The 15,565-nt window shown below is 64.7% G+C and carries 22 protein-coding genes; 14 read left to right on the top strand and 8 right to left on the bottom strand.

All coding sequences use genetic code 11. The features are described from left to right. Positions 1–187 precede the first annotated feature (187 nt). Together SKP52_RS18170 and SKP52_RS18165 are read right to left on the bottom strand one after the other, a co-directional pair. The gene (locus tag SKP52_RS18170) at positions 188–1,792 is read right to left on the bottom strand and encodes a sensor histidine kinase (RefSeq protein WP_052208512.1); all 1,605 of its coding nucleotides are present in this window, start codon (positions 1,790–1,792) and stop codon (positions 188–190) included. Continuing rightward, positions 1,782–2,492: a response regulator transcription factor gene (locus SKP52_RS18165; protein WP_039581603.1), complete on the bottom strand. Its 711-nt coding sequence runs from the start codon at positions 2,490–2,492 to the stop codon at positions 1,782–1,784. Before SKP52_RS18165 ends, SKP52_RS18170 begins: the two co-directional genes overlap by 11 nt. A gap of 245 nt (positions 2,493–2,737) precedes the next feature. On the opposite strand from SKP52_RS18165, the gene SKP52_RS18160 reads away from it, so the two are divergent. Then, positions 2,738–4,339 (top strand): phosphoenolpyruvate carboxykinase, encoded by a 1,602-nt coding sequence (locus tag SKP52_RS18160; protein ID WP_039581602.1) that lies wholly within the window; start codon positions 2,738–2,740, stop codon positions 4,337–4,339. Positions 4,340–4,387: 48 nt separating this feature from the next. Beyond that, the gene (locus SKP52_RS18155; protein WP_052208511.1) at positions 4,388–4,834 is read left to right on the top strand and encodes a hypothetical protein; all 447 of its coding nucleotides are present in this window, start codon (positions 4,388–4,390) and stop codon (positions 4,832–4,834) included. 120 nt (positions 4,835–4,954) lie between these two features. Here SKP52_RS18155 and SKP52_RS18150 read toward each other — a convergent pair whose 3' ends face one another. Continuing rightward, entirely contained in the window at positions 4,955–6,781 is a 1,827-nt protein-coding gene (locus SKP52_RS18150) for a DUF885 domain-containing protein (RefSeq protein ID WP_039577119.1), read from the bottom strand. A gap of 142 nt (positions 6,782–6,923) precedes the next feature. Then, a complete protein-coding gene (locus SKP52_RS18145; RefSeq protein WP_039577117.1) occupies positions 6,924–7,322 on the bottom strand; it encodes a DUF3597 domain-containing protein in 399 nt (132 codons plus the stop codon). A gap of 178 nt (positions 7,323–7,500) precedes the next feature. On the opposite strand from SKP52_RS18145, the gene SKP52_RS18140 reads away from it, so the two are divergent. Next, positions 7,501–8,091, top strand: a complete 591-nt coding sequence (locus tag SKP52_RS18140) for a DUF937 domain-containing protein (RefSeq protein ID WP_039577116.1) — start codon at positions 7,501–7,503, stop codon at positions 8,089–8,091. A gap of 33 nt (positions 8,092–8,124) precedes the next feature. Here the strand turns inward: SKP52_RS18140 and SKP52_RS18135 are convergent, their stop codons facing one another. From SKP52_RS18135 to rplU, 3 genes are all read right to left on the bottom strand, one after another. Beyond that, positions 8,125–8,718: a GNAT family N-acetyltransferase gene (locus tag SKP52_RS18135; protein ID WP_039577114.1), complete on the bottom strand. Its 594-nt coding sequence runs from the start codon at positions 8,716–8,718 to the stop codon at positions 8,125–8,127. 240 nt (positions 8,719–8,958) lie between these two features. Then, positions 8,959–9,228: a 50S ribosomal protein L27 gene (rpmA, locus tag SKP52_RS18130; RefSeq protein ID WP_039577112.1), complete on the bottom strand. Its 270-nt coding sequence runs from the start codon at positions 9,226–9,228 to the stop codon at positions 8,959–8,961. Positions 9,229–9,280: 52 nt separating this feature from the next. Next, positions 9,281–9,781, bottom strand: a complete 501-nt coding sequence (rplU, locus tag SKP52_RS18125) for a 50S ribosomal protein L21 (RefSeq protein WP_039577110.1) — start codon at positions 9,779–9,781, stop codon at positions 9,281–9,283. A 227-nt stretch (positions 9,782–10,008) separates the two neighbouring features. Here rplU and SKP52_RS18120 point away from each other — a divergent pair, with 227 nt between their 5' ends. Further along, on the top strand, positions 10,009–10,515 hold the full coding sequence (locus tag SKP52_RS18120; RefSeq protein WP_039577108.1) for a hypothetical protein: 507 nt from the start codon (positions 10,009–10,011) through the stop codon (positions 10,513–10,515). A gap of 16 nt (positions 10,516–10,531) precedes the next feature. Here SKP52_RS18120 and pspF read toward each other — a convergent pair whose 3' ends face one another. Beyond that, positions 10,532–11,566 carry a phage shock protein operon transcriptional activator gene (pspF, locus tag SKP52_RS18115; protein ID WP_039577106.1) on the bottom strand — a complete coding sequence of 345 codons (1,035 nt, stop codon included), beginning with the start codon at positions 11,564–11,566 and terminating at the stop codon, positions 10,532–10,534. A 179-nt stretch (positions 11,567–11,745) separates the two neighbouring features. Here pspF and SKP52_RS26555 point away from each other — a divergent pair, with 179 nt between their 5' ends. The 10 genes from SKP52_RS26555 (at position 11,746) to SKP52_RS18070 (ending at position 15,423) form a co-directional block, all read left to right on the top strand. After that, positions 11,746–11,916, top strand: coding sequence for a hypothetical protein (locus SKP52_RS26555; protein WP_160292440.1), 171 nt, complete (start codon positions 11,746–11,748; stop codon positions 11,914–11,916). Positions 11,917–12,031: 115 nt separating this feature from the next. Further along, the gene (pspA, locus tag SKP52_RS18110) at positions 12,032–12,694 is read left to right on the top strand and encodes a phage shock protein PspA (RefSeq protein ID WP_039577104.1); all 663 of its coding nucleotides are present in this window, start codon (positions 12,032–12,034) and stop codon (positions 12,692–12,694) included. A 12-nt stretch (positions 12,695–12,706) separates the two neighbouring features. Next, positions 12,707–12,985, top strand: a complete 279-nt coding sequence (gene pspB / locus SKP52_RS18105) for an envelope stress response membrane protein PspB (RefSeq protein ID WP_037554911.1) — start codon at positions 12,707–12,709, stop codon at positions 12,983–12,985. 1 nt (position 12,986) lies between these two features. Beyond that, positions 12,987–13,367 carry an envelope stress response membrane protein PspC gene (pspC, locus tag SKP52_RS18100; protein WP_039577100.1) on the top strand — a complete coding sequence of 127 codons (381 nt, stop codon included), beginning with the start codon at positions 12,987–12,989 and terminating at the stop codon, positions 13,365–13,367. A 43-nt stretch (positions 13,368–13,410) separates the two neighbouring features. After that, on the top strand, positions 13,411–13,710 hold the full coding sequence (locus SKP52_RS18095) for a hypothetical protein (RefSeq protein WP_039577098.1): 300 nt from the start codon (positions 13,411–13,413) through the stop codon (positions 13,708–13,710). Between the two features lie 11 nt (positions 13,711–13,721). Then, complete coding sequence (locus SKP52_RS18090) at positions 13,722–14,042, top strand: hypothetical protein (protein WP_081997429.1); 321 nt, start codon at positions 13,722–13,724, stop codon at positions 14,040–14,042. A gap of 11 nt (positions 14,043–14,053) precedes the next feature. Further along, entirely contained in the window at positions 14,054–14,317 is a 264-nt protein-coding gene (locus SKP52_RS18085) for a hypothetical protein (RefSeq protein WP_039577096.1), read from the top strand. A gap of 29 nt (positions 14,318–14,346) precedes the next feature. Beyond that, positions 14,347–14,610, top strand: a complete 264-nt coding sequence (locus SKP52_RS18080) for a hypothetical protein (protein WP_039577086.1) — start codon at positions 14,347–14,349, stop codon at positions 14,608–14,610. Positions 14,611–14,633: 23 nt separating this feature from the next. After that, positions 14,634–14,879 carry a hypothetical protein gene (locus SKP52_RS18075; RefSeq protein ID WP_052208509.1) on the top strand — a complete coding sequence of 82 codons (246 nt, stop codon included), beginning with the start codon at positions 14,634–14,636 and terminating at the stop codon, positions 14,877–14,879. Between the two features lie 133 nt (positions 14,880–15,012). Continuing rightward, positions 15,013–15,423 (top strand): SufE family protein, encoded by a 411-nt coding sequence (locus SKP52_RS18070; RefSeq protein WP_039581595.1) that lies wholly within the window; start codon positions 15,013–15,015, stop codon positions 15,421–15,423. Positions 15,424–15,565: the final 142 nt, after the last annotated feature.

Genomic DNA, 15,565 nt, shown 5'->3' with positions numbered 1-15,565 from the left:
GGCGCATGGCTTACCGGCCACGATGCGGGGCCGCAAGGCGGCAAACCGATCCTCCCTGTGCCGCAGGCATGGGGAGGTGGCAGCGCGAAGCGCTGACGGAGGGGCTAACAGTGCAACGTCGCTGCCCCGCCGCCACGCGCTTCGCGCGCGGTACCCCTCCCCATCGCTGCGCGACACGGAGGATTACTCAGCCGGTTTCGGTCGCGCCTTCGCGCGCGGGCAGGGTAATCAACATGCTGGCGCCGGGCTTGCCGTCGTCGCGATCCTTGGCGTTGATCGTCCCGCTGTGCCCCTCGACGATCGTCCGCGCGATCGCGAGGCCGAGCCCGCTGTGGCGGCCAAAGGCTTCGCCGGCGGGGCGTTCGCTGTGAAAGCGGCGGAAAATGGCGTCGCGCTGGGCCGGCTCGATCCCGGGGCCGTCGTCGTCCACCTTCACATGAACCTCATCGCCGAGCCGCGTTGCCGAAATGCAGACAAGGCCGGTCGCGGGCGAAAAGCTGATCGCGTTGTCGATCACATTGTCGATCGCGCGTTCGAGCCGGTGGCCGTCGCCCATCACGACGGTCGTGCCCTTGCGCGGGCGGGCGAAGGCGACGCGCGGATGCGGCGCGCCCGCATCGACGCGCGCCGCGCGCGATGCGAGCATCGATTCGATCATGATTCCGACGTCGATCGGTTCGAACAAGGTGCGCGACAGCTGGGCGTCGACGCGGCTCGCTTCGCTGATGTCGTTCACCAGCCGGTCGAGCCGCCGCACATCCTCGTCGGCGATGGCGAGCAGCTGCGCCCGCTGCTCGTCGCTTTTGACGTGCCCCAGCCCCTCGATCGCCGAGCGCACCGAGGCGATCGGGTTCTTGAGTTCGTGCGTCACATCGGCGGCGAAATGCTCACCCGCGTCGATGCGCTCGCGAAGCGCTTGCGTCATGTCGCTCAATGCGCGCGCGAGCGTTCCGATCTCGTCGCGGCGGCTCGGCAGCCGCGGTACGACGACTTCGCGCGCGCGGCCGAGCCGGACGCGGACCGCGGCGCGCGCGAGTCGCCGCAAGGGGCGGACGATCGTGCGCGCGAGAAAGAGCGACAAGAGGGTCGAGGCGAGCAGCACCATCGCAACGACGATCGCGATGCGTAGCCGTTCGGCGCGCACGGTGCGCGTGATGTCGCGCGCGTTGAGCGTCATCAGCACCGTCTGCGGGGTTTCGAGGTCGACGACGCGCGCGGCGCTCAGCAGCGGGGTGCGTTCGGGGGCGTAGCGGAAACGGCTTGCCGCGACGTCGCGGGTTTGCGCCTCGACGACTTCGGGCCACGCCTTCGCATTGTCGACGGGCGGCTCTTCGAACTCGGGATAGGCCGGGGCGCCGACGACCCAGTCGATGCCGCGGTCCATCGCGCGCGCGGCGTCGCGTTTCCACGGCTGCAGGTCGGGGTCGCGCAGCGTATAGGTCGGGGGACCGGTCTCGAAACTGTCGGAAATGCGATGGCCGTCGGCGGCATAGAAACGCAGGCGCGATTCGGTCGCGGCAGCGAATTCTTCGATCAGCCGCGTCCGCTCTTCGGGGCGCGCCGCCTCGAGCGCGCTGTCGAGCATCGCGAGCTGATCCTTCATCACCTCGATGCGCGTATCGACCAGGCGGCTGCGATAGGTGTCGAGATAATAGAAACCGCCCGCGAGCAGCGCGACGGCGAGAATGTTGACCGCCAAGATGCGCGTTGTCAGCGACCAGCGCGCCGACCAGACGAGCGGCGATTCCTCCTGCTCGGCGATGCTGGCGTCGGGTTTCAGGTCAGCTGTCATCGGCAAAGCGATACCCCGCACCATAGAGGGTCGCGATCGCGTCGAATTCCGGATCGACCTCGCGGAACTTGCGGCGCAGCCGCTTGATGTGGCTGTCGATCGTGCGGTCGTCGATATAGACGTCGTCCTGATAGGCGGCGTCCATCAACTGGTTGCGGCTGCGCACGATGCCGGGGCGGCTGGCGAGCGTTTCGAGGATCAGGAATTCGGTGACGGTCAGCGTGACGTCCTTGCCGTCCCATTCGACCTTATGGCGCGCGGGATCCATGCTCAGTCGTCCGCGGGTGATCGGATCGGCGACGGGTTCGTCGCCCTCTTCGGCGGCATTTTTGTTGAGCTCGACGCGGCGCAGTATCGCACGGATGCGCGCGATCACCAGGCGCTGCGAGAAGGGCTTGGCGATATAATCGTCGGCGCCCATTGCAAGCCCCAGCGCCTCGTCGATCTCGTCGTCCTTGCTGGTCAGGAAGATGACCGGAAGCTGGCTCTTTTCGCGCAGCCGACGCAGCAGCTCGAGCCCATCCATGCGCGGCATCTTGATGTCGAACACCGCCAGGTCGGGCGGATTGTCGATGAGCGGCTTCAGCGCCGCTTCGCCGTCCGAATAGACGCGCGTCACGAAGCCCTCGGCCTGCAGCGCGATGGACAGGGATTGCAGGATGTTGCGGTCGTCGTCGACCAGCGCGATGGTTGCCGTCATGCTCTTTCCGTTGGCGAGGCTTGACGCAGAGCTAGCCGATCCGATCCCGACCGACAACCGCCACGGATGGCCGCGCCGTCCCGCTGGAATCTTTTGACCTCATCCCGCATCCTCGCTAACGCGGGCCTCAATCAACGGAATCGGCGTCACGTCGGCACCCATGCGAATGCGGGCCTGCCCTTTTGTTCGGCAGGTTTTGCATACCTATGCAATGGGCGGCGTCGCCAAGCGTGAAAGGCAAGGCAATGACGAATATCGTGATCGGCAACAGCAGCGTGGAAACGCAGGCGAATGTTGCGGAAAACTGGGGCACGTCGGCGCTGATCGAGGATGCGGTTCGCCACGGCGAGGGCCTGCTCGCAAAGGACGGCCCGCTCGTCGTCGCGACGGGCAAGCACACCGGCCGCAGCGCCAAGGACAAATTCATCGTCCAGGACGACGAGACCGCCAACACGATCTGGTGGGGCAAGACCAATGTGCCGATGACGCCCGATCATTTCGCCGCGCTCAAGGCCGACTTCTTCGCGCACCTCGCCGAACGTCCGCGCCTCTATCGCCAGCAGCTGTTCGGCGGCTCGCAGGCGGAGCACCGCGTCGCGGTGCAGGTCGTCACCGAATTCGCCTGGCACAGCCAGTTCATCCGCACGTTGCTCGTTCGCCCGACGGCCGAGGAACTGGCGGCGTTCGCGGCCGAATATACGATTATCGACCTGCCGAGCTTTCGCGCCGATCCCGCAAAACATGGCACGCGGACCGAGACCGTCGTCGCGGTGAACTTTACCGAAAAGCTCGTGCTGATCGGCGGCACCGCTTATGCCGGCGAGATGAAGAAGTCGGTTTTCGGTATCCTGAACTATCTGCTCCCGGTGAAGGGCGTGATGCCGATGCACTGTTCGGCGAACATGGGACCGGCGGGCGACACCGCGGTCTTCTTCGGCCTCAGCGGCACGGGCAAGACGACGCTGTCGGCCGACGCCTCGCGTACGCTGATCGGCGACGACGAACATGGCTGGTCGGACACCGCGGTCTTCAATTTCGAGGGCGGCTGCTACGCCAAGATGATCCGCCTGTCGCCCGAGGCCGAGCCCGAGATTTTCGCGACGACGAAACGCTTCGGCACGGTGCTCGAAAATGTCGTGATGGATCCCGAAACGCGCGAACTCGATTTCGACGACGCGAGCCTCGCCGAAAACAGCCGCGGTTCGTACCCGATCGATTTCATTCCGAACACGTCGGAAGCGAATATGGGTCCGGTGCCGACCAACATCATCATGCTCACCGCCGATGCCTATGGCGTGCTGCCTCCGATCGCGAAGCTGACCCCCGATCAGGCGATGTATCACTTCCTCTCGGGCTACACTGCGCGCGTCGCGGGCACCGAAATCGGCGTGACCGAGCCCGAGGCGACCTTTTCGACCTGTTTCGGCGCACCCTTCATGCCGCGCCATCCGTCGGTCTATGGCAATTTGCTGAAAGAGCGCATCGCCAAGGGCGGCGTCCAGTGCTGGCTCGTCAACACCGGCTGGACCGGCGGCATGGCGACGATGGACGGCATCAAGCGGATGCCGATCAAGGCGACGCGCGCGCTGCTCAATGCCGCGCTCGACGGCAGCCTCAACAACGCCGAATTCCGCAAGGATCCCAATTTTGGCTTCATGGTCCCTGTCGCAGTGCCGGGTGTCGACAGCGCCTTGCTCGATCCGCGCGAAGCCTGGGCCGACAGGGCTGCCTATGACCGCACCGCGCAAACGCTCGTCGGCCAGTTCATCGACAATTTCGCGCAATTTGCGGACCATGTCGACGAAGGCGTCCGCCAAGCCGCGCCGCAGGCGGCCGTCGCAGCATAATTTGCCCGGATAACTTCCGGGTGGCAAATCACCCGGAAGGACCGGACAATGACTACCGAATATAAACCGCGCCTGTTCGAACGCGACGCCGACATCCGCGCGCTCGGCGAAGGGCTGCTCGCGTGCACGCTGCCGCGCGAGGCCTGGACGCATGAAGCGCATCTCGGCGCTTGTCTCTGGCTGCTGACCGAGCGCCCCGACATCGACGTCGATGCCGAGATCGCCCCCATCATCCGCCGCTTCAACGAAAGTGTTGGCGGGGTGAACGACGATACGCAGGGTTATCACGACAGCATCACCCGCGCCTTTGTCGCGGCGGTACGATCGTTCCTGTCGGGGACAAACGAGACGGGGCTGGCGGCACGCGTCAACGCGATGCTGCTATCGGACGTCGGGCGCCGTGACTGGCCGCTGCGCTTCTACAGCCGCGATCTGCTGTTTTCAGTCGCGGCGCGGCGGGCGTTTGTTGAGCCGGATTTGGCGCCATTTCCTTAGCTTGTCATTGCGAGCGAAGCGGGGCGGAAGGCGGCCATAGGCCAACCAATCCAGAGCGAGTTTAGGCCCGCTCTGGATTGCCGCGTCGCCTTCGGCTCCTCGCAATGACGCAGGAAGGAACTACCCCTTCGCCCCGGCCACATACTCCGCAACATTCTGCGCCAGCACGTCGAGCGGCACATTGCCGCCCTCGACCACGACATTGTTGAAATCGCGCAGGTCGTATTTCGACCCCAGCGCCGCCTGCGCCAGCCCGCGCTGCCGCACGATCTCGCTGTGCCCGACCTTGTATCCGCAAGCCTGGCCGGCCCAGCTGCAATAACGGTCGACCTCACTCGCGACCTCGAGCGGGTTTGAGCCATTTTCCTTGACGAAAAATTCGACGCCCTGCTCGCGCGTCCAGCGCTTCGCGTGGATGCCGGTGTCGACGACAAGGCGGCAAGCGCGGAAGGCGAGCGACTGGAGATAGCCGAGCCGACCGACCTCGAAATCATCATAGAGGCCGAGTTCGTCGGCAAGCTGTTCGGCATAGAGCGCCCACCCTTCCGAATAGGCATTGAACGCCAGCATCGTGCGGATCAGCGGCATCTGGTTGGCATATTCGCCCTGCCAGACATGGCCTGGGATCGCCTCGTGCATCGCGAGGTCGGGAAGCGAATATTTGCTGTGGAGTTCGGTCGTGCGCAGGTTGATCCAGAACTTGCCCGGAACGCTGCCGTCGATCGACCCGGCGCCGCCATAAGCCGCGGGCGCGCCGGGTTCTTCGGCGAGCGGCAGGCGTTTCACCTCGACATTGCCCTTCACCAAAGTGCGGAAGGCGCGCGGCAATTGCGCGCGGATCTTGCCGAGCCAAGTCTGGATGTAAGCGACGATCTCGGCGCGGCCGGCATCGTTGTCGGGGAATTTATACTTGGGATCCTTGGCGAGCGCGTTCATGCGGTCGCCGACCGAACCCTGGGTAAGCCCAAGCTTTTTCAGGATCGGGTCCATCCGGCCATGGAGTTCGGCGAGTTCATGGCGGCCCATCTGATGAACTTCTTCGGGGGTCATGCGCGTCGTGGTCGAGGCGCGGAGGCCCCACGCATACCATTCGTCGCCGCCCGGGCGCGCCCACAGGCCCGCGTCCATCGTCGCCTTCGCGCGCTGCGCCTTCATCTCGGCAAGCTGGCGTTCGAGCGCGGGAACGACCGCGCCGCGCGTGATCGTCTCGGCGCGCGGCCCCCAATTGCCGGCGATATTGCCCTCGCGCGTGCGCTTGGCGAGGCTCTCGACCAGCCCGCCGCCTTCGCGCGCGTCGGCGAGGCTCGCCTCCATTTGCTTCACCGCCTTGTCGATCAGGAAAGCGGGGGCGATCAGCCCTTGACCGGCAGCGGCTTTCAGCCGTTCGGTCTCGCCGTCGAGCGCGCCGGGAAAGGCGTTGAGACGCGAGAGATAGGCCTCGGCATCGGCGGCATTCTTCACCGGATGGTCGCTGTCGAGGAATTTGGGCACGTCGAGATAGGCGCCGACATTCTGGATCACGACATAGGGCGTGTTGCGCCAGCCGCCGACCGCGACGTCGCCATAGGGGAGGGCGAAGCCGTCGAGCGCAACGCCATAGGCGCTCTCGACGACGGCGAGACTGGTGCGGGTCTTGTGATCGAGCCCTGTCTTGTCGAAGGCGCGGACAGTCGCGAGATCGGCCCGCAGCGTATCGGCGACGGCCTTTTGCCCGGCCGCCGACCGATCGCCGAGCTTGCCGCGCTCGGCAGCCCGCGCCCCGGTGTCGATACCCAGCGAGGTTGCGCCCTCGGGCGACAGCGCGATCAGATTGTCGGCGATCGAGTCGAGCAGTTTCTGCGCATCGCTCTTGGGCGCGGCCTGCAAGGCTGCGGCCGGACCCGCGAGAGCAAGCCCAGCGGTGCCCGCGCCGAGCGTGGCGAGCGTCTGGCGGCGGCTTAGAGGCATGGAAAGCGGATTGGACACGGGCGGCTCCCTCGGCGACTTGTTTCTTGTGAAACCTGTCTAGGCACGCGCGCGCGGCGGTCAACGAAAAGGGAGCGGGAAAGCCGATGCTTACCCGCCCCGGTCGAATTTTATCGGGCGTTCGTCAGTCGGTAAGGTCGGCGGGCACCTTGCCGCCATTTGCCGCCAGTTCGCGCATTACCGCCTTGTGCAGCCAGATGTTCATTTCGGCGCTGCCGTCGAGTTCGCCGGTATAGCCGAGTTCCTGTGCCAGTTCCTTGCGGTTGGCGAGGCTCGAATCGATGCCGAGCAGCTTCATCAGGTCGACGATCGATGTGCGCCAGTTGAGATCCTGGCCCGCGTTGGCGGCCTCGGCGGTGAGGATGGCGTCGACATCGACAGGAGCGGCAGCTGCTGCGGCCATGGCTTGTGTCGCAGCGTCGAGCGCGGTGCCGACGGGGCTGGGCGCGGCCGGGGCGGCCGGCTCTGCGGCGACGGCTTTCTTGCCGAAGATGGCGTCCTTGATCTTGCCGAAAATGCTCATTGTTTAGCTCCCACTTCAAAACGCGGCCCATCCCGAAAAGGGCGAGTCGTATAACCGCAGGCTAGGACTATGCATTTGAGAATGACAGCCAAATGAACGACTCGTCCTCCACCTTCGCGCTGCTATACTCATTCGCGTCGGCGCGGTTCGATCCGCGCCCGAGCGGGAGTATGACGACATGAATCTCACCGACATATTGGCGCAGGCCGGCGGCATCGAATCGATGGCCAAAGAGCTGGGCATCCCGCCCGCTATGGCCAAGCAAGGCGCCGACGCGCTGCTTCCCGCGATCCTCGGCGGGTTCAAGAAACAGGCCCAATCGGGCGGCGGAGTCGAGGGGTTGGGTGGGCTGCTCGGCCAACTGGGCGGCGGCGGCCTGCTCGACTCGGTGCTCGGATCGCAGCCCACGCCAGTGAGCCAGGGTAATGACGTGCTCGGCCAGATTTTCGGGTCAAAGGATGTCAGCCGCACCGTCGCGGGGCAGGCCGCGGCGCAGACCGGACTCGATTCGGGCATCCTCAAACAGATGCTGCCGATCCTCGCGATGATGGTCGCGGGCTATATGGCAAAACAGGGTGGGCAGCCGGGCGAGAGCGGCGGTTTGGGCGGCATGCTCGGCAATGTGCTCGGCGGCGCGATGGGCGGCGGCGCGGCGCCTTCGGCTGGCGGGGTCGGCGGTTTGGGCGGCCTCGGCAAGATGCTCGACATGGACGGCGACGGTAATCCGCTCGACGACATCATGGGCATGGTGAACAAGATGCGGGGGTGACCTAATTCCCCTCCCGAAAGCGGGAGGGGAAGGTCAAGCCGCGATCAGGCGCAATTCCTCGCGGAAATCCTCGTCCACCCCGATGCGGCTTCGCATCGGGGTGACGGTGCTGTCCGTGGCGTCGCCTTCTTCGAACAGCGCGCACGCCGCTTCGCCGCCACGCGCGAGGCTGTAACGCTGCGCGATCTTGCCGGTCGGCTTGAACCCGAGCTTGCGCAGCACCGCGCCCGACGCCGGATTGTCGAGGAAGTGGCCCGCCGACAGCTTCGGCAGGTTCATCGCGCGCGCGATATGAAGGAGCTGCCGCCCGGCTTCGGTAGCGAAGCCGAGGCCCCAATAGGGCCGCGCGATCCAGTAACCCATTTCCAGACCGTCTTCGGGGCTCGGCGAAATGCCGCAGCCGCCGACAAGGCGCGGCGCGCCGCCGGTGCGGGCGAAGATCAGGAACCGGGGCTGGTCGGGATTGACCGGCAGGCTCAGGAACTTCTGCGCTTCCTCTTCGCCATAGGGCCAGGGCGCAGTCGCGAGATTGCGGACAACCGCCTCCTCGCCGATCGCCCGGGCTAGCGCCGGGGCGTCTTCCTGCCAGCCGGGCCGCAGCAACAGTCTTTCGGTACGCGCGAACATGTCTTCTAACTCCCAGTGCCTGTCGCCTTGGCGCCAGATGGTGACGCTTTGACGACATTCGATATGGAGGGAGATGGACGGCCCCGTTTTCGCGCCCGTTCGTCACAAGTGACGGATTTTGGACAAGAAAAAAGGGAGATCGGGGGTGACCCGTCTCCCTCTTTTCGAACTTTGTTTCCGCTTGGCTAGCGGAAAGGACCGTTCCGGGTCATCCCTGTGGACGACCCTGGAAGATCGTCCTTATTCTGCGGCTTCCGCCATGGCGTCGACCGACACATATTTGCGGCCAAGCTTGCCATCGTGGAATCGGACATGGCCTTCGGCGGTTGCGAACAGCGTGTGGTCCTTGCCCATGCCAACGTTGACACCCGGGTAAACCTTGGTGCCGCGCTGACGCACGATAATGTTGCCGCCGATCACTTCCTGACCGCCGAACTTCTTCACGCCAAGGCGGCGGCCGGCTGAGTCGCGACCGTTGCGCGAAGAACCGCCTGCTTTCTTATGTGCCATGACTGATGCTCCTTAATTCGTTCGTTCGAGAGGCCGAGCCGCGTTGCCGCGCTCAGGCTTCCTTCTTGGGGGCTGCCTTCTTTGCAGCGGGCTTCTTTGCGGGCGCTTCGGCGGTTTCGGCCTTGGGGGCTTCGGCCTTCGGAGCAGCAGCCTTCTTGGGGGCGGCTTCCTTGGCGGGTGCAGCGGCCTTGGCTTCGGCAGCCGGAGCAGCCTCTGCCTTCGGAGCAGCTTCCTTCTTCGGCGCGGCCTTCTTGGCATCGCCGACCGCGAGGATACGCAGCAGCGTCAGCGACTGGCGGTGGCCGTTGCGACGGCGATAGTTATGCCGGCGGCGCTTCTTGAAGACGATGACCTTTTCGCCGCGCGTCTGGGCGATGATCTCGGCCGAAACGACGAGGCCGTCGGCGCTCTTCACTTCGCCGCCGTCACCGGCCAGCAGGATGTCGCCCAGCGACACGGTGTCGCCAGCTTCGCCGTCGATCTTTTCAACGGCGATCTTGTCTCCAGCGGCGACGCGATACTGCTTGCCGCCCGTGCGCACGATTGCGAACATGGTCTTCCATCCAATCAGAAACTAAAACACCCACGCTGCCAGTCACCCGCCAAAGCAGGCGATTTTCCGGCATGCGGGAAAGTCAGCGCCACTAGCGAGCCAAGTCGTCGCTGTCAACCGCCAAATCCCGCGCTTTTTGTCCAAAAGCACGGGGCGGGGTCGATTATCGCCCGCGCCGCCGATTCGGTGCTTGCTGCGCCGTCGGTGCGCCCATATCAGGGGCAGCGATGAAGCGCGCCCTTCTTTTTGCCCCGCTGCTCCTGCCGCTGCCGGCCTGCGCCGGGACGCAGGCCAATGACGGACCCTCGCTGGCGAAACGCCCGGTCGAGGGGCGATTCGATGTTGCGCCGCCCGCGCCGGTCGTCGCGCCGCCGGGGCCGCTGCCGACCGACCTTGCCGGCCGGCTCGCGCGCTGGGAATCGGATGGCGCTGCGGGCCAGCAAGCCTTTGCCGCCGAACGCAGTGTCACCGCGTCGCTCGTCTCGGCTGCGGCGGGCGCGCCCGTCGCCAGCGAGCGCTGGGTCGTGGCGCAGCAGGCGATCTCGCGGCTGACCGCGGCGCGCGCGCCCGTAACCGGGGCGCTCGCCGATATCGACCGGCTCTATATCGAACGCAGCGTCGACGAGCAGGTCGACGGCCTGCCCGACATCTATGCGCTGCGCGACCGCCTCGCCGACTTGGTGTCGACGCAGGATGCGGTGATCGAGGCGTTGAGCGCCCAGTTGCCGGGGTAGTAAGGCTCGATCGCCCTTACTGATTCAGCCCGTGCTTCTTCAGCGCGTGGCGAATCTGGTCATAGCTCAGCCCTAACGCCTCGGCCGCGACCTTCTGGTTGAAGCGGCAGCGCGCCATCGTGTCGGACAATATCTGCCGTTCATAGGCGTCGACCGCGGCGCGCATATCGCTGACCGGGCCTGAGGGAGGCGCGGCGGGCGCGACTTGTGCTGCGTCGTTCGCGGGAGCCGGCGTGGATGTGTCGGGCTTGGGCGGCGCTTTGCGCGACACCGGCTGCCACGGGCTCGCGAACGGATCGAAACTCACGGCATCGACCGGTTTTTCGGGGTCGGCCCATCGATAGATGGCGCGCTCGATCACATTGCGCAGCTCGCGGACATTGCCCGGCCAGTCATGTCCCTCCATCGCCGCAAGCGCGCGCGGGCCGAAGCCCGGCCATTCGTCCCAGCCGAGCACCGCCGCCATGCGCTGTCCGAAATATTCGGCCAGCACCTCGATGTCGCCTTCGCGCGCGCGCAGCGGGGGCAGGGTGATGACCTCGAACGACAGGCGGTCGAGCAAGTCGGCGCGAAAGCGGTTCTCCTCGACCAGCGCGGGCAGATGTTCGTTCGTCGCTGCGACAATGCGCACGTCGACTCGGATCGGGCGCGACGAGCCGACGCGCGTCACCTCGCCATATTCGACCGCGCGTAGCAGGCGTTCCTGCGCGCCCATCGACATCGTCGCCAGTTCGTCGAGGAACAAGGTGCCGCCGTCGGCCTCCTCGAACCGCCCCGCGCGCGTGCGCGTCGCGCCGGTGAAGGCGCCCGCCTCGTGCCCGAATAGCTCGCTCTCGATCAGCGTCTCGGGCATCGCGGCGCAGTTCATGATCACATAGGGGCGGTCCCAGCGCGTCGACAGGCGGTGGAGGCGTTCGGCGATCAATTCCTTGCCCGTCCCGCGCTCGCCGATCACCAGCACCGGGCGGTCGAGCGACGCCGCCAGGCTCGCGCGCTCCACCGCGTCCTGAAACGCCGCCGATTGGCCTATAAATTGGGTCTCGCGTTCCATTCCCAATCATTGGCAAATTTTCCCGCTGATTGGCAAGCCAATTCGGGCGGGGGGTCTCTTCCAGTGTGAAGTTGGGCGCTTTTCTGCGCCTTCGGACAATTGGCACGCCCCATGCATTGTTTCAGACGAACCGGTGCAAAATGTGCCGGCGCAGCGAAAACCAAAGGGAAGGTTGATCCATGAAAACGAAGTTTGCCCAGGCCGCCACTTTCGCGCTCAGCGCGGTCGGAGCGCTGGCCATCCTCGTCGGCGTGATCGACCAACCCCAGGTTGCCGCCAGTGTCACCGGCACCCCCGCCGGCCCGCTGGTTGCCGCTGTCATGTCCCCGGCGGTCAGCGCTTTGGCCTGACCGGCACTGGTGCCGGGGCACTCTCCCCCCTTGCCCCGCCCCGGCACCAGCTTTTTATAAAAGACACCCCCCAAAAAAGACATTGTGTCTCAAGATTTTCGACAGGAGTTTCAAAATGGGTATTTTTTCACGAACCCGCGACATCATCGCCGCCAATGTCACCGACCTGCTCGACCGGGCCGAAGACCCGGAAAAGATGATCCGCCAGATCATCTTCGAGATGAACGAAACGCTCGTCGAAGTCCGCGCCTCCGCCGCCCGCACGATCGCGGACCAGAAGGAAATGCGCCGCCACATCGCCAAGCTCGAAAGCCTGCAGGACAGCTGGAAGGAAAAGGCCGAACTCGCGCTGTCGAAGGACCGCGAAGACCTTGCCACCGCCGCGCTCGTCGAAAAGCAGAAGGCCGGCGACATGGCCGAGCGCCTGAAAGCCGAAATTGCGGTGCTCGACGACGCGCTGAAGGGTTATGAGGACGACATCGCCAAGCTGCAGAAGAAGCTCAGCGAAGCGCGTGCGCGCCAGTCGAACGTCTCGACCCGCCTCGAAAGCGCCGAGAACAAGTATCGACTGCGCGAAATGACCAATGGCGACCGCGTCGAAGACGCCTTCTCGCGCTTCGAAATCCTCGAACGCCGCGTCGACGAAGCCGAAGGCCGCGCCGATGCGCTAAGCCTCGGCTATAAAAAGTCGCTCGACGAAGAGATCGCCGAGCTGCAGGCCGCCGACAAGGTCGCCGACGAGCTCGCCGCGTTGAAAGCCGCTCAGGCCAACAAATAAGGAGCCGGACCGATGGAAGAAGTCATCATTGTCCCGATCGTCATCGGAACGCTCTTCCTCGGTCTGCCCTGGCTGATCCTCCACTATATTACCAAGTGGAAACAGGCCAAGACGCTGACCGGAGAAGACGAACAGCTGCTCGACGAGCTTTACGATACCGCACGGCGCCTGGAAAACCGCCTGCACACCGTCGAACGCATCATCAGCGCCGACCATCCCGACTTCCGCCCCGCGGTACGCAGCGATGAAGAACTGGCGCAGCTCGAAAATATGACAAACCGGAGGAACTGAGATGTCTGCCAGCCGCACAAAATTCTACCTCGACAAGCAGAACGCCAAATGGAGCGGTGTCTGTTCGGGAATCGCGGATTATAGTGGGATTGACGTCCTCTGGGTTCGCGTCGGCGCGGTGCTGCTGACCCTGATGGGCGGCTTCCCCTGGACGTTAATCGCATATTGGATGGTCGCCTGGATGGGTACGCCGAAGCCGTTCGCGCTCTATGGTTCGAATGAGGAAGCGAAATTCTGGCAGGGCGTGCGCAGCAACCCGACCGCTTCGACCCGCGATATCAAGTCGCGCTTCCGCGACATCGACCGCCGGCTTGCCGACATCGAGCAATATTACACCAGCCACAACCGCCGCCTTGCCGACGAGATCGACGCACTGCGCTGAGCGGGCACCCAACGATTTTGGGGGCTAACAGGGAGGAAGATACATGAATTTCGGTGGCACCACTTTTGTCCTCGCCATCATCGCACTGTCGATCGGCGGCTGGATGTTCACCACCTGGATCCGCGCCAAGCACGGCTATCCCGTTGAGAATGAATGGGGCGGCACGGTTCATCGAACCGACCCCGACGCTGATCGAAAAATCGCCCTGCTGACCGACGACAACGCCAAGCTGGCGGGACAGGTCAGCCGGCTGGAAGAGCGGATTTCGGTGCTCGAACGCATCGCAACCGAGACCAACGGTCAGGCCGCGCAGCTCGCCGACCAAATCGACCGCCTGCGCTGAGAGGAATCATCATGGACAATATGGATCTGATCAAAGTCATCGCGCCGATCGCCACCATTTTGGGGATGCTCGCGATCGGCGGCTGGATCTTTACCACATGGCTCCGCGTCAAGAACGGTTATCCGCTCGAAAACAGCTGGGGTAAGGCGGTCTATCCAAGGACCAGCGATGAAGCGATGGAACGCGTCAAGCTGATCGGCCAGGAAAATGCCCAGCTGCGCGCCGAACTCGGTTCGGTGAAGGACCGGCTCGCGGTGATCGAGCGCATCGTCACCGACGAAGGTCATCGGCTGAGCCACGAGATCGAGGCGCTGCGGCGCCCGTCGAACTGAGGAGACGGAATATGGAAGCCATCGTCATTCTCATCATCGTCGTCGGGCTGCCGGTTACCCTCGGCATCGGCTACGCCGCCTATGAACGCCATCTCAAGTTCAAGGAACGGCAGTTCAAGGCAATCACGAACGAAACCGCCGAAAAGGCCGCGCAATATGCGGCGCAAACCGAACGGCTGGAGGCGCGCGTCCGCGTTCTCGAACGCATCGTTACCGACAAGGGAATTGATGTCGCCGACGAGATCGAAAAGCTGCGCGACGCTCCGCTGAACTAAAATAAAGATATACGGAAAGGATCTTCCCCATGGGCCCGTTTGAAATGGTTATCGGCATCGTCCTGATCGTCACCATCGGCAGCATTGTCCGCGCCAAGCACGGCATCCGCCGCGATCACAAGGGCGGCGACTATTTCGTCGCCACCGACAATGGTGAAACCAAGGCGCTGCAAGCCGAAATCCGCGCACTCAAGGATCGCATCCAGGTGCTCGAACGCATCGCCACCGACCATAACCGCGCGGTCACGCTCGATCAGGAAATCGAGAAACTGCGCGACAGCAGCAAAATCTGAACGCCGGCAAAGGAGCAACGCTCATGGCTTTCATCACCCCCGATTTCATCGCCGCGGCGATCGCGCTTACCGCGCTGAGCATCGTCAGCCTGGTGGCGCTGCGTGGCTGGCGCGACTGGATCCAGCTGAAGCGCGAGGAACTCGCTGCCGGGCATGGGGCCATGGCCCACGACCCGCACGTCCCGCACGCGGGCTCGCGGATCGAGATCGCCGACCTCAAGGAACGGCTGCGCAAATTGGAAGCGATTGCGGCGGGGGTGGACCTCTAATCAAACCCTGATCTGCGCGGCACCGGCCCGCTCCGCTGTCAGTCGCCATCCGTCCGGCGGCTGACAGGGGAGCGGGCCGATGTCGTTTCGGGGCTCTTCCAACTTGGCGCCATCTATGCGAGTGGGCGCGGCCATGCGCAGCCTCACCGATATCTTCGAAGAATATGATTTTCTCGATGGCGACGATCGCTATCGCCTGTTGATCGAACTCGGCCGTGAACTCGAGCCGATGCCCGACGCGCTCAAGACCGATGCGACGCTGGTGCGCGGCTGCAGCGCGAGCGTCTGGGTCTATCCGGTGCCGCGCGAAGACGGCCGGCTCCATTTCCTCGCCGACAGCAATGCCGCGATCACCAAGGGCATCGTCGCGCTCGTGCTCGCCGCGGTGCAGGACAAGTCCGCGGTAGAAGTCGCGGATATGGACGTCGCGGCGGCGCTCGCCCCCTTCGACCTCACGCGCCAGCTATCGTCGAACCGCACGCAAGGCGTCCCGAACATGATCGCGCTGGTGCAGGATACCGCTCGGCGAATCGCTGCGGGCTGACGCATAGCTGCGGCCCGGCGGCGGTTTTCGGGGTGGAATCCCGACATTCGTCACGCCGGACTTGATCCGGGGTCCATGACTTCAACGCCGCGATGGATTCCGGATCGAGTCCGGGATGACGATGACCGATAGGGCAGCCGCC

The sequence above is a fragment of the Sphingopyxis fribergensis genome (assembly GCF_000803645.1).
Lineage (GTDB): Bacteria > Pseudomonadota > Alphaproteobacteria > Sphingomonadales > Sphingomonadaceae > Sphingopyxis > Sphingopyxis fribergensis.
Note: the sequence above shows the minus strand (reverse complement) of the source record. Positions and strands in the feature narration are given on the sequence as shown.